This is a genomic window from Dyella terrae (genome assembly GCF_022394535.1).
Lineage (GTDB): Bacteria > Pseudomonadota > Gammaproteobacteria > Xanthomonadales > Rhodanobacteraceae > Dyella.
In genome coordinates this window covers 3,136,615-3,158,755 of sequence record NZ_CP089414.1, presented here as the reverse complement: position 1 = coordinate 3,158,755, position 22,141 = coordinate 3,136,615, and the positions used below count along the sequence as shown (strand labels likewise).

General features: G+C 62.4%; 17 protein-coding genes. 5 read left to right on the top strand and 12 right to left on the bottom strand.

The features are described 5' to 3' along the window. Nucleotides 1-64 precede the first annotated feature (64 nt). Nucleotides 65-1,279, bottom strand: coding sequence for a glycoside hydrolase family 5 protein (locus DYST_RS13755; RefSeq protein WP_239946255.1), 1,215 nt, complete (start codon nt 1,277-1,279; stop codon nt 65-67). Between the two features lie 272 nt (nt 1,280-1,551). Here DYST_RS13755 and DYST_RS13750 point away from each other — a divergent pair, with 272 nt between their 5' ends. After that, entirely contained in the window at nt 1,552-1,707 is a 156-nt protein-coding gene (locus tag DYST_RS13750; protein ID WP_239946251.1) for a hypothetical protein, read from the top strand. A 24-nt stretch (nt 1,708-1,731) separates the two neighbouring features. Here DYST_RS13750 and DYST_RS13745 read toward each other — a convergent pair whose 3' ends face one another. Next, the gene (locus DYST_RS13745; RefSeq protein ID WP_239946249.1) at nt 1,732-3,087 is read right to left on the bottom strand and encodes a sensor domain-containing protein; all 1,356 of its coding nucleotides are present in this window, start codon (nt 3,085-3,087) and stop codon (nt 1,732-1,734) included. Between the two features lie 124 nt (nt 3,088-3,211). After that, a complete protein-coding gene (locus DYST_RS13740) occupies nt 3,212-3,721 on the bottom strand; it encodes an Lrp/AsnC family transcriptional regulator (RefSeq protein ID WP_102303365.1) in 510 nt (169 codons plus the stop codon). A gap of 108 nt (nt 3,722-3,829) precedes the next feature. On the opposite strand from DYST_RS13740, the gene DYST_RS13735 reads away from it, so the two are divergent. Together DYST_RS13735 and DYST_RS13730 are read left to right on the top strand one after the other, a co-directional pair. Next, nucleotides 3,830-4,750 (top strand): DMT family transporter, encoded by a 921-nt coding sequence (locus tag DYST_RS13735; protein ID WP_239946246.1) that lies wholly within the window; start codon nt 3,830-3,832, stop codon nt 4,748-4,750. A gap of 114 nt (nt 4,751-4,864) precedes the next feature. Continuing rightward, the gene (locus tag DYST_RS13730; protein ID WP_239946244.1) at nt 4,865-5,548 is read left to right on the top strand and encodes a glutathione S-transferase family protein; all 684 of its coding nucleotides are present in this window, start codon (nt 4,865-4,867) and stop codon (nt 5,546-5,548) included. On the opposite strand, the gene DYST_RS13725 is transcribed toward DYST_RS13730, so the two are convergent. The 8 genes from DYST_RS13725 to DYST_RS13690 form a co-directional block, all read right to left on the bottom strand. Beyond that, on the bottom strand, nt 5,549-6,208 hold the full coding sequence (locus DYST_RS13725; RefSeq protein ID WP_239946242.1) for a Pr6Pr family membrane protein: 660 nt from the start codon (nt 6,206-6,208) through the stop codon (nt 5,549-5,551). A 78-nt stretch (nt 6,209-6,286) separates the two neighbouring features. Continuing rightward, nucleotides 6,287-6,763, bottom strand: a complete 477-nt coding sequence (locus DYST_RS13720; RefSeq protein WP_239946241.1) for a DUF2269 family protein — start codon at nt 6,761-6,763, stop codon at nt 6,287-6,289. After that, complete coding sequence (locus tag DYST_RS13715) at nt 6,760-8,055, bottom strand: DoxX-like family protein (RefSeq protein ID WP_239946239.1); 1,296 nt, start codon at nt 8,053-8,055, stop codon at nt 6,760-6,762. Before DYST_RS13715 ends, DYST_RS13720 begins: the two co-directional genes overlap by 4 nt. A 50-nt stretch (nt 8,056-8,105) precedes the next feature. Continuing rightward, nucleotides 8,106-8,864 carry a bifunctional demethylmenaquinone methyltransferase/2-methoxy-6-polyprenyl-1,4-benzoquinol methylase UbiE gene (gene ubiE / locus DYST_RS13710; RefSeq protein ID WP_102303359.1) on the bottom strand — a complete coding sequence of 253 codons (759 nt, stop codon included), beginning with the start codon at nt 8,862-8,864 and terminating at the stop codon, nt 8,106-8,108. 676 nt (nt 8,865-9,540) lie between these two features. Then, nucleotides 9,541-10,896 (bottom strand): metal-dependent hydrolase family protein, encoded by a 1,356-nt coding sequence (locus DYST_RS13705; protein WP_239946238.1) that lies wholly within the window; start codon nt 10,894-10,896, stop codon nt 9,541-9,543. Nucleotides 10,897-10,982: 86 nt separating this feature from the next. Further along, entirely contained in the window at nt 10,983-13,619 is a 2,637-nt protein-coding gene (gene plsB, locus DYST_RS13700; RefSeq protein WP_428993911.1) for a glycerol-3-phosphate 1-O-acyltransferase PlsB, read from the bottom strand. Between the two features lie 126 nt (nt 13,620-13,745). Further along, entirely contained in the window at nt 13,746-14,732 is a 987-nt protein-coding gene (locus DYST_RS13695) for a hypothetical protein (RefSeq protein WP_239946233.1), read from the bottom strand. Between the two features lie 342 nt (nt 14,733-15,074). After that, the gene (locus DYST_RS13690; protein ID WP_239946232.1) at nt 15,075-15,977 is read right to left on the bottom strand and encodes a 5'-nucleotidase, lipoprotein e(P4) family; all 903 of its coding nucleotides are present in this window, start codon (nt 15,975-15,977) and stop codon (nt 15,075-15,077) included. Between the two features lie 169 nt (nt 15,978-16,146). Between DYST_RS13690 and DYST_RS13685 the strand changes: the two genes are divergently transcribed. Next, nucleotides 16,147-17,175: an AI-2E family transporter gene (locus tag DYST_RS13685; protein WP_102301858.1), complete on the top strand. Its 1,029-nt coding sequence runs from the start codon at nt 16,147-16,149 to the stop codon at nt 17,173-17,175. 334 nt (nt 17,176-17,509) lie between these two features. Continuing rightward, the gene (locus tag DYST_RS13680; protein WP_239946231.1) at nt 17,510-20,410 is read left to right on the top strand and encodes a TonB-dependent receptor domain-containing protein; all 2,901 of its coding nucleotides are present in this window, start codon (nt 17,510-17,512) and stop codon (nt 20,408-20,410) included. A 67-nt stretch (nt 20,411-20,477) separates the two neighbouring features. On the opposite strand, the gene DYST_RS13675 is transcribed toward DYST_RS13680, so the two are convergent. Then, nucleotides 20,478-22,055, bottom strand: a complete 1,578-nt coding sequence (locus tag DYST_RS13675; protein WP_239946230.1) for a sulfotransferase family protein — start codon at nt 22,053-22,055, stop codon at nt 20,478-20,480. Between the last annotated feature and the right edge of the window lie 86 nt (nt 22,056-22,141).

The window sequence follows — 22,141 nt, the reverse complement described above, 5'->3', positions numbered from 1 at the left end:
CAAGGTGACTACTGCCAGCATCCTGTCAGTAGTCACCATTCGGATAGTGCTGGCTAGCAGCGAACTAGCCGCCCGGAGGCGGAAGCGCCGCACCGCCGGTCAAGGCACGGGCGTCATCGGTACGGTTCAGTACCCCAGTGGACCGATTGAAAAGTCCGAAGGCATTATTGCCTGTGCCGTTGTCGGCATCGTCCCAGTACACCGGACGAATGCCGAGACTGTTGGCCTGACCGACAACATACTTGTCGAAATACGTCCGTGACGCGAGATGCAGGTTGAGGTTGGTGCCCGTCAAGCCTGCCGTGCCGGTGCGGCGAATGGCCCCGAATTCACCCAAAAGCACGGGGATCCCTTTGCTGATGAATTGGGTGCTCATCTTTTGCAGTTCCGACGTGACGTATGACTCTTCCGTGGATGACGTCGAGTTACGGTTCGTCAGAGTCGAAGAATGGTAATTCGCTCCCCAGAAATACCACATTGATCCCCATGTGGCATCGGCGGTCATGAGTGCATATTGATACGGCGAGTAGAAATGGACTTCGAACGCCAGATGCTTTGCTGGATCGGATGGGATCGTCGTTACCCAGTCATTGGTGTCGTCAATGTTTCCACCGCCGGGCCCCTGGAGTACCAGCCAACGTGTTGCGTTGTTACCCCCGGTAGCACGAACCACGTTGATAAAGTTCTGGTAGTACTGCAGCAGGACCGTGGTCTGCGCCTGTGAGGTAACGTTCGGCTCGTTGGCGACGGCGAAAAGAAGCTTCGAGTTGTAGCCTTTGAAGTTGTTCGCGATCTGCGTCCAGTAGGAAGCCAGCTTGGCATTGACGTTTGGATCGAAGCTGTTGAAGTTCGAATCCTCGAACCAACCACCATCCCAATGATCGTTAATGATAACGGTGAGGTTGGCCGCCTGAGCCCATTGCACGACCTGTGTGACCGTCGCCATGTAGGACGCATTGATCACATGCGTATTTGGATCAGCGTTGTGGTCCCATGCGCAGGGAATGCGAATGGTGTTGAAGCCAGCGGCCGCGACGTTATTGATCAGCGTCTGAGTGGGCAGTACCGCACCCGACCAAGTGGCTTCCAGGCTGTTGCCGAGGTTCCAACCATAGGTTGGGCTCGCCAACTGTGCTCGTCCGCTTATCGGGAGCAGCGACAAACTGGCGGCCAGGAGCAGCGCGGACGCCATCCGGAACGTTGGCCGGCCTGCAAACGACAGGCGGTGGACAGCTAAAAGAGGTCGATTTCGGGCAACAATCCAATTGCGTAAATGCATACTGGGAAACCCTCTCGGTTAGGGTGAACGGAAGCGTTCACGCGGCGCACAACGATCACCGCGCCGGCCAGTTATGCATACTCCGAATGCCCCGGGCGCCGCGCAATTATGAAAACGATGGGGCCGCTTGATGTTTATTCATTTGCGATCGCCGCATTCGAGGCGTGGGATGCCTATCGCGAACGGCTGTCCAGTTTGAAGTGGGTTTGATTTCTTTGAGGATGCGGACGATCCGTTCTTCGCTGAACTTCGACTTCTTCATGTAGAGCTTCTTGGATGGGAAACTCTACTTCCATCTGGCTCGAATCAACGAGGATGCTTCAATCCGCTTCGCCACCATATTCCGTACTCCCGCGTTCTACTGGTTGGTGCTGCAGGCGAAGTACGACATGGCGCGCGAACAACGCAAGCAGGATCAGGGCGAGTGAGGCGTGTTGTAAGCGCGGCACGTTCTAGATCTGAATATCCTGTGTGGCCGCGACGTGTACGCGGTTGCCACCGTTCTTCTTGACCCAGTACATCGCGGTGTCGGCGGCGCGCATGAGTTCGCGTGAACTCCGCCCGTGCAGGGGATAGGTGGCGACGCCAATGCTGGTCGCTGCGTGCAAGGTGTGGTCGGACAAACGGAGCGGTGCGCAGATGGCCGCGCGTAGTTTCTCCGCCACGGAGACGCTGTCGGCGATGGATTGCAGCCGACATAGCAGCACGACGAACTCGTCGCCACCCATGCGGCCTACCACATCGCCTTCGCGCAGGTGGCTGCGGATGCGTTGTGCCACTTCGCATAGCAATAGGTCGCCGGTGTGATGGCCGAAGCGATCGTTGACCAGCTTGAACTTGTCCAGATCGATATAGAGCAGGGCGAGGTTGCCGCCGAAGCGCGACACGTTGTCTAGCGCTGCCTCAAATTGTTGGTGGAACAGGTCGCGATTGGCGAGATCGGTGAGTGGGTCGTGCCGCGCGATATGGTGCAACCGCTCCTCGGCCTGTTTGCGTTCGATGGCGGCGGCTACTTGGGTGGATACGAACTGCAGTAGCTCTTTGTCCGACTCGGTGTAGCGCGTGGCGTCGGAGTAGCTTTGCACCACGAGCGCGCCGACGGTAGTTCCTTGCGAGCACAGCGGTACGCCCAGCCAGTGCTGGGCGTCGGTACCCCTGATGGGTATGGATGGATCGGTGGGTGCGTTCGGCGTGACCAGCAAGGCCTGCCCGGTACGGATCAGTTGCGCCGTCAGCGTGCCCGAATCCATAGCTTGTGCAGGCGGCGTCGGGTCGCGCTCATCCACGAAGTAAGGAAAACTCAACTCGGCGTGCTGCGGGTCGTACAACGCAACGAAGAAGTTGTTGGCCGGAAGCAAGGTGCCGACGATGCGGTGGATCTCGCCATAGAGCGCGGTCAGGTTGTCCGCCGTGTGGGCCGCCTCGGAGATGGCGTGCAGCGCCGTCGTCATCGATTCCGCGCGCTTGAGTGCGGTGATGTCCCGAGCCACGGCGATGCGCATGCGATCGGATTCGGACCAGCGCGCGGACCACATGATGTGCACGATGGTGCCGTCTTTGCGGATATAGCGATTCTGGAAGTGCGACTGCGGATGGCCGGCCATGATGGCGGCGGCTATGTCGAGCGTGGCTTCACGGTCGTCCGGATGCACCATCTCGAGCATGGTCCGACCGATCACTTCCTCCGGTTTGTATCCAAAGATGCGTTCGTAGGATGCGCTGACAAAGACATAGCGCCCCTCCATGTCGACGACACAGATGGCGTCCCAAAGGAGATCCATGATCTTGTTGAGTGCGACAGGTTCCATGGCGGGCGTCTGGACGGCTGGCTCTGGCTGAGTGCTGGCGGTTTCCAGCAGTCAGGCAAGATGCGTGCCGTCCCCATGCTTGCCCGCCCGGCGCATCACGCGGCCCCAGGCGAGCCGGGTAGGGCTATTCGTCCAGCAGGGCGCGCGCCGTATTCCACATGCCACGGGTCAGCGGTCGGTTCTCGTGCGGCGTCTGCAGCACCACCAGGGTTGTTGTGCTGATGCTGGGGTGGATCTTCAGCAGCCGGTCCAGCACGGTTTCCAGGTGGGCAATGGACATGGCGACCACGCGCAAAAGGGCCGAGTCTTCTCCCGCCAGGCGGCGGCAATCCAGCACTTCCGGGATATCCGCGACCAGCACGCCCACGCGGGCGCAGATGCCGCCGTCGCAGCGCAGGCGGATCATCGCGTCGATCTCGTAGCCGAGCTTGCGCGGGTTGAGCACGGCCCGGTAACCGGCAATGACGCCGGCTTCTTCCAGCCGTTTTACCCGCTCGGCCACGGCCGGCGGGGAGAGCTTTACCTTGCGCCCCAGCTCGGCGTAGCCCAGGCGGGCGTCCTGCTGAAGGGCTTCCAACAGGAGCCAATCCGTAGCGTCCCAGATCGGTTTCGATTCAAAGGTGGCGGCGTTCATGGACATTTCGTTCGTTGGCGAAACATCCTCATCCTACGCTGATTCATCATTCAAGCGCAGCGCGGCGAATCTTACGATTTGCACCATTCCCCTCCGGAAAATTTTCCCATGCAAACCCCGGAACGCCTCGACGGGCGTGCCCTGACTTATATCGGCATTGCCCTGGTGACCTGGTCGTCGGCCTATGCCGCGATCGCCTATGCGCTGGCTTCGTTCACCCCGGGGGAGGTGGCGCTGGCGCGCCTGGCCATCGGCTCGCTGTGCTTTGCCGTGCTGCTGACGGTGAAGCGGGTGCCGCTGCCGGCTCGCCGCGATTGGCCGGTGCTGACGCTGCTCGGCATCATCGGCCTCACCGTGTACCACTTGTGCCTCAATACGGCGGAAACGCGCGTGGCCAGCGGCACCGCGGCCATTCTGATCTCGCTGGTGCCGGCGACCACGGCGGCGTTGTCGGCCATCTGGCTGCGCGAGCGCCTGTCGGCTCGCACCCTGATGGGCCTGGGCGTGGCGCTGGTGGGCGTGGTCGTGGTGGTGCTGACCAGCGGCAAGGATGTGAAGGTGGAGCCCATGGCTGCACTGGTGCTGGTCAGTGTGCTGGCCTCGGCGATCTTCTTTGTGGGGCAGAAGCCCTTGTTTACCCGCAACACCTTGCTGGGCGTCACTGGCTTCACCTTTTTCGCCGGCACGCTGGGTGCGCTGCCGTTCGGCCTGGGTTTGCCGCAGGCGCTGATGCACGCGCCGCCGTCGCATATCGGTGCCCTGGTGTGGCTGGGTATCGCGCCCACCTTTATCGGTTACGTAGCGTGGAACGCCGCGCTGCATCGCGCCTCGGCATCGCAGGTGAGCAGCTTCATTTACTTCTCGCCGCCCATCGCCGTGTTGATCGGTTGGGTGTGGCTGGGCGAGCGGCCGACCTTGCTGACTCTGGTGGGCGGCGTGATCACGGTGGGCGGTGTGGTGCTGGCCAATGCGCGTCGCCGCCGACCATTGCCCGCGCCCGTCGTCGCCACTCCCGCCAAGCAAAGCTGAGTGCATAATGCCGATTCATTGGATCGACGCCGCCTCGCAGTTGCCGGAAGCTTGGTCGTCGCGCGTGCTCGCGCAATTCGGTGATGCACACCTGAAGCCAGCGGGAGCCTGTCCGTGACGACGCTTTACATCGCCAACAAGAACTACTCGTCCTGGTCGCTGCGCCCGTGGGTGCTGATGAAGCACCTTGGCCTGCCGTTTGACGAACAGCTAATGGTGTTTGGCGAAGGCTCCAATTGGGACGCGTTCCGCCGCTTCTCACCCAATGGCCGTGTGCCTTGCCTGCGCGATGGCGATACGGTCGTGTGGGATTCGTTGGCGATCGCCGAATACCTTGCGGAAAGTCACGCGGGTGTTTGGCCGTCTGATCGCGTGGCGCGTGCATGGGCGCGCTGCGCTTCCGCCGAAATGCATTCGGGTTTCGGCACGCTTCGTAACGAATGCGGCATGAGCTGTGGCGTGCGCGTGCGCTTGCATGGGATCAGTGCAGCGCTGCAGGCGGATATCGCGCGCATCAACGAGCTGTGGAACGAAGGGCTGTCACGCTTCGGTGGTCCCTTTCTCGCGGGCAAGACATTTACCGCTGTCGATGCCTTCTACGCGCCGGTGGTGTTCCGCTTCCAGACCTATGGCTTACCGGCGGATGGGGCGGTAGTGGCGTACGTGCAACGCATGCTGGCATTGCCCGCAATGCGTGAGTGGTACACCGCTGCACTGGCGGAGCCATGGCGCGATCACGCGCATGAAGCGGAGACCCACCGCTACGGTGAGGTGACTGAGGACTTTCGCCTCGCCTGATCAGGCGGCTTCCGCCACCGTGTCGTTCCGTCGTCGCGCCTGCCACCGGCCGAGCGCGACGAGCAGCGTGGCTACGACAATGAAAGCCACGAGCACGGCGAGAGCATCGATAACGACTTGCAGATAACCCAGCGACTTCACATCAAGGAACGGGTAGGGATACCAGCCGTTCACGGCGCCGCGCAGCAGCACATAGGTGAAATAACCCGCCGGATAGCTTTGCCACGCGATCACCTGCGACCAGTGCAGGCTGCCCTTGGGCACGGCGAGCCACCAGTAAAGCAGGTAGAGCGGCGGCATGAAGTCGTGCACGATCAGGTCGGCCACCAGCACCCAGCCCGATGGGCTCCACAACTGGCGCAGCATCAGGTTGTAGACGGCGCTGACAATCACAATGCTCATCGCTGCGGCCGTCTGCACGCCTGGGCGTTGCAGGAACCGCGGCAGTGCCGTCCGCGTGTCGAACGACGCGGCAGTCAGCACGCCTGCCACCAGCAGGTTGGTGAGGATGGTGTAGTAGCCCAGGTACACCCACACGCCCTGCAGGGCTGTGCCGCCGTGATCCAGCGCCAGGCGAATGGAAAACCAGAGTTGTAGCGCCAGCCCGAACCAACCGAGCAGGGCAGCAAAAGCGGCAAGGGGGCGGTAGCGAATGCTCACGACAGGGAACGGCCATCAGGCGACAGATTCCCACTATGCCATTCGGCGATGGCATGTGGCGCGTCGCAAGAAATCGTCTCAGCTCCAGAGCGCGGGCTTGGCCACCATCAGCCAGAAGATACCCATGACGGCGACGAACGCCGGCCAGCCCAAGGCGAACCACCAGCGCATGAGCACGGTGCAACGGGCGGGCAGCGGCCGACCGGTGCGAGCGGCGACAGCGGCTGCGTCGCGCACGCGCATCTGCAGTACCACTACGGGTATCCAGCAAAGGCCGATCAGCACGTACAGGCCCATCGCTGCGACTAGCCACGGGCTGTTCCACGGAAAGCCCATCAGATGCACCAGCGCGATGCCGGTGACAGGCTGGACGATCACCGCCGGCGTGGTGAAGCACCAGTCCGCACGCACGGTGAGTCGCGATGCCGCCGCAATGGCCTGCACGTTGCCGGTGCGCCAGGTGAACCACATGAAAAACGCCGTGCCCAGGCCCGTACCGAACAGCAAAGTCGACGACAAGATGTGCACCAGCTTTAACAGCACGTAGGGCGTCATCGCTTCTCCTCCGTGAGCAGAAGAACGGCAATGGCTGCCATCAGCGGCACGTTCTTCAGCAGGCCGCCCAGCGGATCGAGCCAATGCATCGGCCACAGCATGCCGATGCCAATCGTGTAGCCCAGCAGCATGAGCAGCATGCCGCCCAGCACGAGTCGGGGTCTCCAGCGCAGCAGGCACAGCGCGCCCAGTAGCAAATCCAGTGTGGCGGTAGCGCGGGCAAGCATCAGCGTTGCCTCGGGCGAAAGGGGGCCACCTTGCGCCGATGCCGCCACGGTATCGGAAGAAAGCATCCAACCAATCACGCCCGACGCAAGCCATAGCAGCGCCAGGGTGACGCGCAGCAACGGCAGCGCCAGATACAGGCGGGCGTGCCAGCGGTCTTGCACGTGACTGGGCGATTCCGCCAGCGCGCGTTGCAGTGTGCGCGGCGACAGGCCGAGTCGCTCGTGCATGCGTTCCAACGCACCCGCCTGACCGAGATTGCCGTGCTCCAGCATGCGCTGCATGGTTTCGCCGAGCGGACCTTGCCCGAGGCGCTCGCCAACGCGGCAGGCGACGCGCACCAGCGCGGTCGGCACAAGCCACAGCCGTGCGGCGCGCAAACCGAGCCAGCGCCGCCAATCCTGCAGGTATTCCGCCAGACCCATGGCTTTCGGGCCGACCAGCTCCAGGATTTCCACGCTCTGCGTCGCTCGTGCCAGCGAGGCCACCACGGCTAGCGCGACGTCCTCCGCTGCGATCGGCTGCACACAGGGCGCCACCGCGGCGCGCGGGACAACGATGACGCCGGGCAACGCGGCCATGGCCCGCAACAGCGAGGTGCCGCCGTATGAGCCGTGGGCGCTGTAGACCAGCGAAGGGCGAAGAATCGTTGCGTCCAATGGCATCGATGCGAGTTGCTCATCGCCCCGATGCTTGCTGGCGATGAATTCGCCATCGTCGGCATGGCCCAATGCGGAGATTTGCACGACGCGCTGAACACCTGCGTGCAAGCAGGCTTGATACAAGGCGACAGGAGCCTGGACGTGCACGGTGTCGAAGCGGTCGCCGCGTTGCTCACGCAAGATGCCGGCGCAATTGACCACCGCATCGATGCCGTCCAGGCGTGGCAACCATACCTCTGGCGTGACATCGCGCGACATGTCGCAGGCGACGGCGCGCAAGCCAGGAAAACGTGAATCCAACCGAGCGCCGCGTACGGCGCACACCACGTCGTGGTCTGCTGCCACCAGCGCAGCGACGATATGCGAACCGATGAAACCGTAGGCGCCGGTGACCAGTACGCGCATGAACTAGGGCCTCTTCCGATGAGGACTGCGAGTAGCCACGGGGCTGGCGTTTAGAACTTGTACCCGCGATGGATGGCGACGATACCGTTGGTGAGGTTGCGTACGTCGACGCGACCAAAGCCGGCACGTTCCATCATGCCTTTAAGCGTCTGCTGATCCGGATGCTTGCGGATCGACTCGGCAAGGTACTGGTAGCTATCGGCGTCACCAGCGAACAACTGGCCGAGCTTGGGCAGCACTTTGAACGAATGGAAATCGTAGAGCTTGCTGAAGAGATCGCTCTGCACGCGCGAGAACTCCAGTACCAGTGCACGGCCACCCGGCTTGAGCACGCGGCAGATGTCCGCCAACGCCTTGTCCTTGTCGGTGACGTTGCGCAGGCCGAAAGCCATGGTCACTGCGTCGAAGCTGTTGTCCGGAAACGGCAGGCTCTCGGCATTGAGCTGAGCCCAGCGCAGGCCCGAGACGAGGCCGCGATCCGTCATGCGGTCGCGACCCACACCGAGCATGGCGGCATTGATGTCGCCCACGACGACCTCACCCTCAGCGCCGACGACCGGCTTGAGCAGCGCGGCGATGTCGCCCGTGCCACCGGCCAGATCGAGCACGCGATCGCCCCGACGCACACCGCTGATTCCCACGAAATGGCGCTTCCACAGACGATGGACGCCGAACGACATGAGGTCGTTCATCAGGTCGTAGCTACGCGCGACGGAGGTGAAGACCTGGCCGACGAGCTTTTGCTTGTCGTCGAGGGGGACGTCGCGGAAACCGAAGTGGGTGGTTTGGGGTTGGGGCTGGTCGCTCATTGGCTAATGGTAGCGGATCGAGGGGGTGGGCTTCTTCTTTGGGGGCAGCGGTTTTGTCTCCCTCTCCCCTTCGGGGAGAGGGTTGGGGTGAGGGGCGGGTGCTCGCCTTATGGTTTCGATAGAACCGTCATCCCGGCGCAGGCCGGGATCCAGTGACTTTGCGCTTGGTTGGCGCGTGGTCGCTACTTGGCTCGCCTGCGGCGGGCTTTCGACCTCCTACCGGAGGCCGAGTCACTTTTCTTTGCTTGCCCAAAGAAAAGTAACCGAAGAAAGGGCACCCCCACTTGGCGCTGGCCGGTGAAGCCGGCCAGTTCGTGAGGGGTGGCCGGGCTTTTCGACAGGGCCTCCTGCCCTGGCGAAAAGGGATCGGCGTCCTGCCGATCCCCCCTGCGGGCCTTTTCGTCCACCCCTCACCGCCGCACAGGGGGCCCGACGATCAAAAGCGCCGAGCCGAAGGCTCGTGCAGCGGAGCTGCACATCGCATCGAGGCAGGTCGCGTTGCTCCTGCTCTAGTGCTGAAAGCCAAGGCAGAAGAGAAAGACGATGCCGTTCCGTGGCGAGTTCTCCATTCGAGGTCGGAAAGCGTAGCGAAGCCTGCTTTAAGTCCTCTCCGCCACGGCGCGTTGCGAAGCGCTACGAAGTACGCGCACCCTGCAAAAGAGAGCCAAGCGCCGTGTCACATCACCGGCCTGCCATCAGCCTTGTAAACCACTCCATCCTTCATCACGAACCCAACCTTCTGCATCACCGTGATGTCATCGAGTGGATTGCCCGGCACGGCGATGATGTCGGCGACGCGGCCCACGGCGATCTGGCCCAGTTGATCTTGCTTGTGCAGCAGTTCGGCGGCATGGGTGGTGGCGGCCTGCAGTACGAACATCGGGGGCATGCCGGCCTGCACCATGTACTCGAACTCCTTGGCGTTCTGACCGTGCGGATAGACGGCCGCGTCGGTGCCGAAGGCGATCTTCACGCCGGCCTTGTAGGCCTTGCCGGCGGTGGCCTGGATGATGGGGCCGACCTGCAGTGCCTTGGCGGCGACCTGGGGCGGGTAGTAGCCGGGTTTGGCGGCCATTTCCTGCACGTATTTGCCGGCGATGATGGTGGGCACGTACCAGGTGCCGTGTTCCTTCATCAGCTTCATGTCCTCGTCGTTCATGAAGGTGCCGTGCTCGATGGAGTCGACGCCACCGAGCACGGCGCGGCGGATGGCTTCGGCGCCGTGCGCATGGGCGGCCACGGTGAAGCCGTAATCGTGCGCGGCGCTCACGATGGCTTTGATCTCTTCGATGGTCATCTGCGCGTTGTCGGCGCTGCTGCTTTCGTCGAGCACGCCGCCGGAGGGCATGATCTTGATGACGTCGACACCGTCCTTGTAGTGCTGGCGGATGGCTTTGTAGGCGTCGTCGGCGCTGTTGATGATGCCGTCCTTCGGGCCGGGATTGCCGGCTAGATCGGAGCGATAACCGTCGGTCGGGTCGGCGTGGCCACCGGTGGTGCCGATGGGCTTGCCCGCGGTGAAGATGCGCGGACCCGGCACGATGCCGGCGTTGATGGCATTGCGCAGGGCGATGGATTCGTTGTCCTGATCGCCCACGTTGCGCACCGTGGTGAAGCCAGCCAGCAATGTGCGCTTGGCGTAGACGGTGGAGCGGATGGCGTAGTCGGCGATGTTCCAGCGGAACTGGTCGGTGTAGCCGGTGGGGCTGGTTTCGCTGGTGAGGTGCGTGTGTGAGTCGATCAGGCCGGGCAGGCAGGTGCCGTCGTTGATCTTGTGGTAACTGAAGTTGGCACCGGCGGCCTTGGCAGCATTGGCGTAGGAGGTCACGTCGACCTCACCCGCCTTGATCTCTTTGACCCGCTTGCCTTCGATGACCAGCGTGGTTTCACCGAGCATCTTGCCCGCCGCGGTGTCGACCAGGTGCGCACATTGCAGCACGGTCACGTCCGGCGCGGCCTGGGTGGGTTCGGCCGCGATGGCGGCGGGCAGCGCTAGGGCTGTGGCGATGGCGAAGGCAACGCGCTTGGTCATGATGAGCTCCCCGGGTGGAGAGGCCATCTTAGGCGAGCTTCGCATGGCAGAAGGGGTGACTTTCGTCACCCCTCCGATCTTTTCCGTTAGTGCTTGGCGGCGGTGTCTCTTTCGACGCTTTCTTCCACCACGGTGGTTTCTACCGGCGCATGCTCGTGGTGCTCGGCAGCCACGTGGCGCTCATGCAGCGCTTCGCTGGTGGCGTCGGGCGGGAGCGGCTTCTCTGCGTGCTCCTTCTCGCCATCGCCGCCGGGGGTGATCTTGAGGATGGAGTGGCGCACGTCGCGGGCCAGAATGACGCGCGCATCGCGCACCATGTCTTCCAGGGCCTTGTCGTAGTCGAGCTTGCCGGCGTCGTCGGTCCACACAATGCGGTTTTCGCGCAGCTTCTGAATGAAGCCGCGGAACAGCGCCTTGTCGAAGAATTCCGGCGCGGACAGTTCGTTGAGCAGGCTCAGGCGCTGCGCGGTAAGCGTGCAGGCGTTTTCCAGTTCCGCCGAGGTCAGCGTGTGCGGACCGTTCTTCACCAGTGCGGCGATGGTGATGTAGTAGCGCTCGAAGGCTTGGATCAGGCTGCGCGCGATGATCTTGAGCTGGAAGGCCGCATCGTCCTGGCCGGGGCCACGCTCCAGTACACGGCCTTCGCCAGTGGATTCGAGCAGGCCGCGACGCACGAAGAAATCAATGGTGGACTGCAACTGCTGGCAGAAGCCGTCCGCATCCCATGGCAGGAACAGTTCGCCCTGGATAAACGGATAGATGATGCGACCCAGGCGCAGTACCGAGGCGCGCGACATGCGGCGGTTATTGAGAAAGCACGAGGCTACCCATGCCGCGGTGGCGGTAAGGTGCAGCACGTTGTTGCGGAAGTAGCTGAGCAACACCGCCTGCTCGTCTTCGGTGACCAGCACGTCGCCCAGCGGGTGGCGTACGCGGCGGATCCAGCCCATCTGTTCGCCGTAGGCGATGATGCCGGCCGGGTCCATCGAAGTGAGCGTCATGCGGTCCGAATAAGGCAGCTCTTCCAGCAGCGCCTTGGTCAGTTCCAACTGCGCGAGCAGATCGTTCTCTGCCATCGCGTGCTTGGGTGTGGCGAGCAGTGCCAGCGCAAGCAGGTTGATGGGGTTCACGTCCGCGGCGCGGTTGATGTTGATCTGGATCTTGTCGGCCAGATCGTCCACCACGCGGCCGAGCCATTCGGGCTTGGCGTCGGGATCGTCGGTGCGCCAATCGGGGCTGGCGGCGTCGAGCATCGGATTGAGCTCGATCGGCTCGCCGAAATTCAGCGCCACGTGGCCATAGCGCTGGCGCAGCACCTTCAGGCCGCGCAGCAGGCCGATCAGCGATTCCTTCTCCTTGGTCTTGCCGGAGAGTTCGCCGATGTAGCTCTTGCCTTCCATCAGCTTTTCGTAGCCGATGTACACGGGCTGGAATAGCACCGGGCGGCGCGGCGCACGCAGGAAGGCACGCACCGTCATCGCCAACATACCGGCACGCGGTGCGAGCAATCGGCCCGTACGTGAGCGGCCGCCTTCGATGAAGTATTCCATCGGCACGCCGCGGTCGATCAACTGCGCCACGTATTCGTTGAACACCACCGAATACAGCGCATTGCCCTTGAAGCTGCGGCGCAGGAAAAACGCGCCGCCGCGGCGCAGGATGGGGCCGATCACCGGCAAGTTGAGGTTCACGCCGGCGGCAATGTGCGGCACCACCACGCCGGACATGTGCAGCTGATAGGACATCAGCAGGTAGTCCGCGTGGCTGCGATGGCAGGGCACGTACACCACTTCATGACCGGGCGCAGCCGCGCGCGCTTTGTCGAAGTGATGCATATGGATGCCGTCGTACAACTTGTTCCAGAAGTTGGACAGCAGGAACGAAGCCGAGCGCACCACGGGGTGCGAGTAATCCGCGGCGATTTCCATCACCAGGTCGTGCGCCCGACGCCACGCCTTGGCGTGGCTGATGTTTTCCTTCGCAGCGGTGGCTGTGATGGCGGCGCGCACGGGTTCGGCATTGAGCACCGCGTCCACTACGGTGCGGCGATGCGACAGATCGGGGCCGATCACCGCCGCACGGATGCGGCGGAAATGCGTACGCAGCACGCGGGCGATCTTGCGGGTGAGGCGCTCCGGGCGAATGTCGCCAGCTTCGTTCACCACTGTGCGCAGCGAGACCGGCGTGGAGAAATGCACCACCGTGTCGCGACCGTTGAGCAGCAGGGCGAGCACGCGGCGGAAGCGGCCGACCACCACCCAGTTTTCCGAGAACAGCACGCTGAACCAGCCCGACTCGCGGGTGGGCGCGCGGCCAACGTAGATGGAGACGGGCACGATCTGCACGTCGCGTTCGGGTTCGCCTTCCAGCGAGCGCACCAATTGACCCATGGTTTCGTTGGGTGAGCGCTTGCGATTGCGGCCGAACAGCCAGCCATCGCGGCGGGCCAGCGCAAACAGTGAGCGCTTGCGGCGCGTGCCTGACAGCGGCTGCATGGGTGAGGGCAGCCCGGCCTCGCGGCAGGCGCGCTCCAGGATCAGGGCATCGGAGAAGCCATCGCGCTCGATCACGTAGCACACCGGTACGCCGGCCTGGAGCAGGGTGGCGGGTTCGGCGGGATCGCGGCGGATACGCACCCAGGGTTCGAGCAACTGCCCGGCCAGGTTGAACCACCAGGGCGCGCGGCTACGGGCGGAGGTGTCCGTGGTCGACATATTCAGCATTCCCTGATTGTAACGGGTGACCCGGCCTGTTCGGGCCGATGTATAGGGCGGCCGCGGCCGGCGACGCCCCTGCATCGCCCCGGCCTTTTACCGGAGCGATCGTAAATAAGGTGTTCTGTCGCCGGCTTAGTGCTTGGCGGCGGGCGCCGGCGTCATCGCATGGATCGGTGCGGACGTGCTGGCCGGGGCGGGGGCGCTGCTGGCCGGTGCAGGCGGTGCGAGCAAGCGCTCGTGGGCTTCGCGTACGTTCTGCAGCATGTCCTGGCTGTACCAGCGGCCGTCTTGCTGGATCAGGTCCGACTCCGTGGAAAGCGGCTTGCCGAGCAGGGTGTAGTCGATCTTGACGTGCGCATGCCCGTTGCGGCTTTCCACCGTGGTGATTTTGATCGAGTCGAATGTGTCGTCGATCGACAGTCCGTAGATGGTCAGCGCCTGTTTGATGCCGAGAAAGCCGATGCTGTACTTCTGCATTGCCGTGTCGAAGTCCATGGACTTCAGTTGTTCGGGCGTTTTCAGGTCCAGCTTGCGGGCGGTGGCCACCGCCACGCCGACGACCTGCTTGGCGCGGGCCTGGTCGAACCAAGGCACGGTCTGCGCCCACGGGGCCAGTACGTTGATGACCTCGGTGGCCTGCTGCTTCTGTACGTTGGTGAGCTCTTTGCTCTGCGATACGCCGGTGGCGGCAATGGCCTGGAAGATGCCGATCATCACGGGCACCTGGTCCTGGTACTGCGCCTTCAACTGGGCAAGCTTGGGCTTGGCCACCGCGTAGAGCTTGGTTTCTGCGTCCGGCTCGGTGAGCTGCTGCATGTTCTTGACGAAGTCCGCGCGGTCTTCAGGCGTTAGCGGATGGTCGTCAGGACGGGGGCGGGTCCAATCGGCGCGCAGTGTTTCGTAGTCCGCTGGCGGCAGGGCGTGTTTCCAGAAGCCGGCGAAGTCGCCGACCTTGATCAGCGCCAGCGATTGCTGGACGGACTGTTCCGGCGTGTCCCCGCCCACAACCACGGGCGGCGGCCCCGGCTTGTGCGAGGTCATGAAAAGAGCGGCTGCCGTGGCCAGCACCAGCAGGGCAATGAACGCACCAACGGCGTAGAAGACGGATGAGCGACGCATGGAGATCTCGGTATTTGATTGGCGCCCGGTGACCTGCACTGGGCGCTCGGCGGAGCGTAAGGGGCGCGGCTCTGTACGAACAAGAGTCGGCGCCAAGGAATGAGAGGCCGCTCAAGTGCTCACCAGGGGCCGTTCAGGCTGTCGGGAGCGGGGGCGCCAAAAAGAAAACCCCGCGGGCGGTGGGCCTCACGGGGTAATCCGGCAGAGCCGGAAGGGAAATGGCCTTGCCTGCGGAATTATCAAGGTCAGCAGGTGTTGGCGGGGGAGATCTTACTTCCCCGTTAAACTTAAAGCAATGCTTTAGCTTATGCTGCGTAAGTTGTTGTTTTTAATCGACAACTGTCAGTCGGTACGCAGCGATTGAATCTTCTGGTGGCGACGCTCGTCGCGTGGGGCCGTGTAGTCATTATTAAACAGAGCGGGCTCCCATGCGCCATAGGTCGGGTTGGGCAGCGCGAACCAGCGAGTGCCGATCCAGTCCATATAAGGCTTCATGGCCTTCTGGCGGCCTTCGGCATTATTGGCGAGTACGGTGACAAAATCGCCGATCTGGTCGCCAAATTGCATCAAGATGCGATATTTGTGGCTGATCAGCTGGCGACGGCAGCCCTTCTCGGTACCGATCTGTTCGCAGTCCTCAACGAAGGTGCCCAGGCCCAGGAACGCTTCCGGCCCAGACACCGGCAGGCCTTGCTTGCGCAGGTTGGCAAGCGTGGCCTGGTCGAGGTCCTTGGCGCGGTTGGAGATGTAGATCACCGCGATGCCGTGCTGGGCAGCGAACTGGGTGAACTCCACCACGCCGGGCAGGGCGCGGGCGCGCTGCTCGTTGCACCAAGCGGCCCAGTCGGCTTCGTTGTACTCGCCGCCGCTCTTCACCAGTCGGGCTTGGTAGGGCGAGTTGTCCAGCACGGTTTCATCGATGTCGAGCACTACGGCAGGCTTCAGGCCTTTGGCCGGGGCGACGCGGTCGTCCTTCGGCAGCGCGTCCCACTGCTTGTCGGCCATGGCCGCGAGCAGGCGTGACTGTGCGTCGCGGTAGGTCTGCAGATAGATCAGGTCGTGCTCGATCGCCGTCTGGCTCCAGGCCACCGCATTGAGGTTGTCGTCAGCAGGCGTCGTGGCTGCCGGGGCGGTGGCGACGGGCGCTGCGGGGATGGCAGGGGCGGACGTCTTGGTGGGCGCGGTGCTGGCGCAACCGGCAAGCAGGATCAAGGCAGCAAGAGCCGCCGGCAAACGTACGGACATAGTGGATTCCCGGATAAACAAGACGCGCAGAATCGAACAAGTTTACGACAGAGGCGTTTCCGTGCCTTGGTATGGGTCGTGAACGCCGCAAGATGAAGAGGAGAGGCGGGGCTGGCGGCTGTCATGCGCTGCTGACAGACTCCGACCACCCTTATCCGTATGAATTTGCATGGAACCTGCCTCGATTCCCACCGCGCCGTCGCCGGCCATCCGCATCACCAGCTACGTGCTGGCGGGCATTGCCTTGGTCCTGGTGTTGGGCCTCCGGTTGCTGCCGGCGCTATTCGCGGGCCTGCTGGTCTACGAACTGGTGCAGTCCACTGCGCCCTTGCTGGGCAAGCGTGTACCGAGCGATCGCGCCCGTGTGCTGGTGGTGGCCTTGCTCGGCACCATCGTGGTCGGCCTGCTGGTGCTGTTGATCCTCAGCGCGGTGAGTTTTCTGCGCAACGAGATCGGCAACCCCGAACTGCTCTGGCAGCAGCAGTTGATGCCCCTGGTGGAGAAGGCGCGCGAGCAGTTACCGGCCACCGTGGTCGGCTGGTTGCCAGACAGCGTGGACGACTTGCGCATCATGGCGTTGGAGCTCACCCGCAAGCATTCGGTGAGCCTGCAGACCATCGGCAAGGAAGCGGCACGTGTGTTCGTGCATATCCTTATCGGTATGGTGCTGGGCGCCATCGTGGCATTGAGCCGCACGCGGCCGGCGCATCAGGTCGGCCCGTTGGCTTCCGCGCTTGGCCTGCGTGCGCAGCGGCTGGCGGAGGCGTTCCACAACATCGTGTTTGCGCAGATCAAGATCTCGCTGCTCAACACCGCATTCACCGCCATCTTCCTGCTGGGCGTGCTGCCGTTGATGGATATCCACGTGCCGCTGGCCAAGACCTTGGTGGTGATCACCTTTATCGCCGGCCTGTTACCGGTGATCGGCAACCTGATCTCCAATACCGCGATCACCATCGCCGGCTTGTCGGTATCGCTGGGCGTTGGCGTGGCTGCGCTGGGTTTCCTCATTCTCATCCACAAGCTCGAGTACTTCCTCAACGCGCGCATCGTAGGCAGCCAGATCCGTGCACGCGCGTGGGAGCTGCTGGTGGCGATGCTGCTGATGGAAGCGGCGTTCGGGCTCGCCGGCCTCATTGCCGCGCCGATCTACTACGCCTACCTGAAGAGCGAGTTGGAAGCCGAACGGCTGATCTGACGCACTTCCTTCCATTTCGTAAGCTTCGCGTAAGCTTATTCGGACATCCAAACGATCGAAATATCTTTCGTTCGCTTCGGCTTCCGGCGCGTAAAAGTCCGTCAAGAATAAGAATTCTCTTCTCAGACTTTTAACAGTTACTCGCATGAATTTGCGACGCAAGATGTGGTGTGTTTGTGAAGGAAAAGTTTGTGCTACACATTGCGTCGACAGGAACATGGAGGTAACCGGCAAGTTCATGCCTCAGGGAGGGCAACAACTTGTCGACGTTCCTGTTACAGCCCGCGCCGGGGGACGGCGCGACGACTGACTACAGAATGTAGGGGAGACAAAGATGTTGAAGTCCAAACTCACGGTCGCCGTCCTGGCGGCCTTGGCGCTCGGCTGTGCGTCCGCGGCAGCCGCGGCTACCGACGCCGCTTCCAACGCGCCCATGCCGCAAGACACGGCTACTTCGTCGCAAAGCAACACGCAGGACGACGACGCGGCAAAAAAGGCCAAGAAGCTCGATACCGTTACGGTGACTGGCTCGCTGATTCCGCAGTCGCAGGTGGAAACGGCACAGCCGGTCATCAGCATCACCGCCGAAGACATGAAGGCACGTGGCTTCAGCACGGTTGCCGAGGCGTTGCAGCAAGCCTCCTTTGCCACCGGTAGCGTGGCAGGCCCGCAGGACAACAACTCCTTCACCACGGGTGCGCAGACGCTGAGCATGTTTGGCCTGCCGGTGGGCTTCACCAAGTACCTGATCGATGGCCGGCCCATGGGTGACTTCCCGGGCCTGTACAACGGCAGCGATATCTTCAACAACCTGAGCAACATCCCGATGGAGATGGTCGATCACATCGACGTCCTGCCGGGTGGCCAGTCATCGCTGTACGGTTCGGATGCAATCGCAGGCGTGGTCAACATTGTGCTGAAGAAGCACGTGGATGCCCCTGTGATTGACTTGCGTGTCGGCGGCTTCAGTGAAGGCGGCGGACAGAGTCAGCGCATCAGCTTCGCCGACAGCTTCGACTTCGGCCGTTTCCACACCATGATTGGTGTGCAGTACGAACAGAAGAAGCCGATCTGGGCCTACGATCGCGATCTGACCAAGCAGTACTTTACCGACGGCACCACACCGCCTACGGCTTCGCGCGATTACCTCGCCGTGAGCGGTTCGACGGGTAAGTACGTTTTCCTTGATCCCAATAACTGCGCAGGCGTGGCGGCGGGCTACGACGGCACAGAGGTGAAGCAGTTCCGCCAGGGCAAGGGCTATTACTGCGGCTCGCAGTACAGCGCCGGCTACGCCACGCTGGCCAACAAAGACAAAACGGCGAACCTCTACACACACTCGACCTTCGACGTTAACGACAACCTGCAGTTGTACGGCGATCTGCTCTACAACTACGAGGAGCAGAGCTACACGTCAGGCAGCAACACCACGTTCTGGGGCACCAGCGTAGCTACGGCGGGTAGCACCGCCGGCTATTTCTGGGATCCCAATCGCAACGACCTGATGCTGTTGCAGCACGCCTTCACGCCTGAGGAAGTCGGCGGCTTCTCAAACATCATGGATCATCAGTACGAGAGCTCGTACATGCTGACCTTGGGTGGCAAGGGCACCATCGGTCAGTCGAACTGGGATTACGACCTAGGCTTCACCCACTCGGACGATCAGCTGACGAATCGCAACTTCGCGCGCTTCACTGGTCCGATCGAATCGTACTTCGCCAATAAAGTCATGGGTCACCAGCAGGGCACGTACGGTGGCTATCCGGTGTTCACGCCAAACTACGCTGCGCTCTACAGCCCAGCGTCCCCGGCTGATTTCCGTAGCTTCACCGGCTATACGACCTCGTACGCGAAGACTTGGGACAACATGATCCGCGGCCAGCTGACCGACCAGTCGCTGTTCCGCTTGGGTGGCGGCGATGCCGGTCTTGCCGTGGTGATGGAAGGTGGTAACCAGGGCTGGTCTTCCACGCCCGATCCGCGCCTGCTGCAAACCATCACGGACGTTAACGGCAATACGGACAACTACGTGTACGGCACCAGTGCAACGCCGGGCGCTGGTCATCGCTCGCGCTTTGCCACCACGGCCGAGTTGCGTTTGCCGTTGCTCGAACAGCTGACGATGGACCTGTCCTCGCGTTACGACGCCTACAACGTCGACAACCAGACCGTGGACCACACAACGTTCAATGTTGGCCTGGAGTATCGTCCCATCGAGACCCTGCTCTTGCGCGGTCGCTATGGGTCCGCCTTCAAGGTGCCGACGCTGGCCGATGAATTCCAGGGTCCCAGCTCCGTCTACAACTCGGTCACTGACTACCTCAACTGCGCACGCATGGGTTATGGCCCGGCCGTGGCGCCCCAGAAGTGCCCGGTGCCGTACGACCTCACGCAGTACAAGGGGTTCACGGAAGGCAACACCCAGCTTCAGCCCATTACCGCCAAGGTATGGAGCTACGGCTTCGTGTGGGCGCCGATCGAGCGCATGTCGGTGAGCGTTGATTACCTGCACTGGAACATCAACAACGAAGTGACGCAGGTGGATCCGGACAAGCTGTCCAAGACCGAGTACCTGTGCGACACGGGCTCACTGGATCCCACATCGGGAACGTGCGCGCAGGCGTTCAACCTGATTACCCGTGGTCCCGGCAAGGACGGTCTGCTTGGCCAGATCGTCAGCATCAATACGCCCAAGCTCAATCTGGCCAACGAGCAGGTTAACGCCATCACGGCGAACTTCAGCTACGTGCAGCCGGTGGGCGCGTTTGGTCAGTTGGCGTTGGCCATGTCGTACTCGGATCTGCTCAAGCACACCACGCAGGACTTCGTCATCGACCCGAAGCACGACGCGCTGCGCGAGCCGTTCTACAGCACGGACTTCAAGTCGAAGGCCAATGCCTCGCTGACGTGGTCCAAGGGTGATTGGAGTGCTACGTGGTACGTCAATCGCTACGGCAGCACGCCCAACTACCTCGCCACGACGCTTAACAGCTACGAGGCTCCGGGTACGGGCAAGTTGCCACCGTGGATCGTGTCCAACGCAAGCGTGACCTATAACCCGATCAGGAGTCTGGGTATCTCGCTGCTGGTCAATAACGTGTTCAACAAGATGCCGCCCAAGGACGACAGCTATCTGGGCACGTCCAACCAGCCCTACAACACGGACAACTACAACGTGTACGGCCGCGCGATTTACCTGGAAGCCAAGTACAGCTTCGGCGGCAGCGCCAAGTAATCTCCTGCATGGGTTTGTTTACCCCAGGGCCCCGCGCAAGCGGGGCCCTTTTTTGATGGGTATCAGCCTAGCGTTCGAAGGCAATGCCGGCGCCATCGAGCAAGTCGAGTAGCGGCGCAAGCTGGGTTTCGTACTTCTTCCAACGCCGAATGGCGGTGCGATACATGGGGGCACGTACCTGCACGGCGCTGGCGGTATTGACCGGGGCATCGTTCTGCTCGAACTGCAGGCAGCGGTCGTCCCAGGGCAGGCCACAGAAAGTCAGAAGGCGGCGGGAGTGTTCCTCCTGTGCGTCGACCAATGCCTCGTAATCCAATTCCAGGATGCGTCCGGGCATCACCTGCCGCCAATGCGCCATGAGGCGATCGAACAACACGAAGTAGCGGCCAGTGTCGAGCAAGTCGAACGAGTAGCCGTACAACGGTGACAGCTGCGCGAACAGTTGGCGGAAATTGCTGAGGCAGGTGTCCACTGGATCGCGTCGCAGGCATACGATGCGCGCATTTGGCAGGGCCTGCGCAATGAATCCTGCATACAAGAAATTGTGCGGCAGCTTATCGATGAAGTGCGGGCGTTCCCCTGTGGCAGGGCGCGTGCTGGACAGATAGTCGGCACCCAGCCTGGCCCAGTCGATGCCTTTGGTCCGTTCGATAGTGTCCATGTCGATCACGGGAAGCGTCGTGCTGCCGCTCTGTCGCTTGAGCACGACGCCGAAGTTCTGCAGCTCACCGGCCGAATAGACGTCCGGATGACTGGAGATGATGCGTTCGACAAGCGTGGTGCCTGAGCGTGGCATACCGATGACGAAGATCGGTTCCTGGGTAGGGTCGCCTGATGAAGCTTCCAGCGGCTGCGGGAATCGCCGGGTGACGGCTTCGAACAAGGCTTCGTCTTGCTTGGTCGAGTAGCCACGCTCTTCCTTGCCTGAGGACTTGCCAAGCACCAGTCGGTCGAACGCGGCGGGATATTCGCCAAGGTCTTCGTGCTCCTTGGCCAGCGCCATGTTCACGAAGGTCTGAGCATCTTGGTTGCGCGGGTGGTTGGCCGCCAGCGCTTGCAGGTTCGCAACGTGATTGCTCTCGCGCGTTTGTTTGCGCAACTGAGCGAGGGTGAGGTGCGCGCCCCAGAAGGTGGGGTCCAGCGCGATACAGCTTTCGAGCTCCTGCGCAGCGCCGGCGATATCGCCCATAGCCACCAGCGCGGTCGCTAGGTTGAACCGGTAGGACGCTTGCCCGGGCATCAGCTTCACCGCGCCACGGAACGCTTCCGCCGCGCGCTCATGCGCATGCGCCTGCGTGTAGACCACGCCGAGCGTGTCGAGCGTGAATGGGTCGCCAGGGCTCAAGGCCGCGGCTTTGTCCGCAGCGTCCAGCGCTTCGCTGGAGAGGCGCACCATGGTCAATGCCTTGGCGAATTGGGCGGCGTAGTCGGCCCGTTGGGGTTCAAGGTCAGTCGCCTTGCGCAGGAACCCCAGTGCTAGCGGCATCTCCTGCAACTCTATAAAGGTCACACCGGTGATGTAACACACGCCCGGATCGTTGGGTGTCAGTGGTAGCAGGCGGCCCGCGATCGCGCGTGCCTTCAACCATTCGCGTTGATTGAACGCCTCGACCAATTGCGCGTAAAGGTGGGCCGGTTCTGTCATGGCGGTCCGCATCGGTGTGTGTCTACCGATTCTATGCGACGAACCGACGCTTTGGGTGGATGTGGCCGCGTGATCGGCGGCCACAT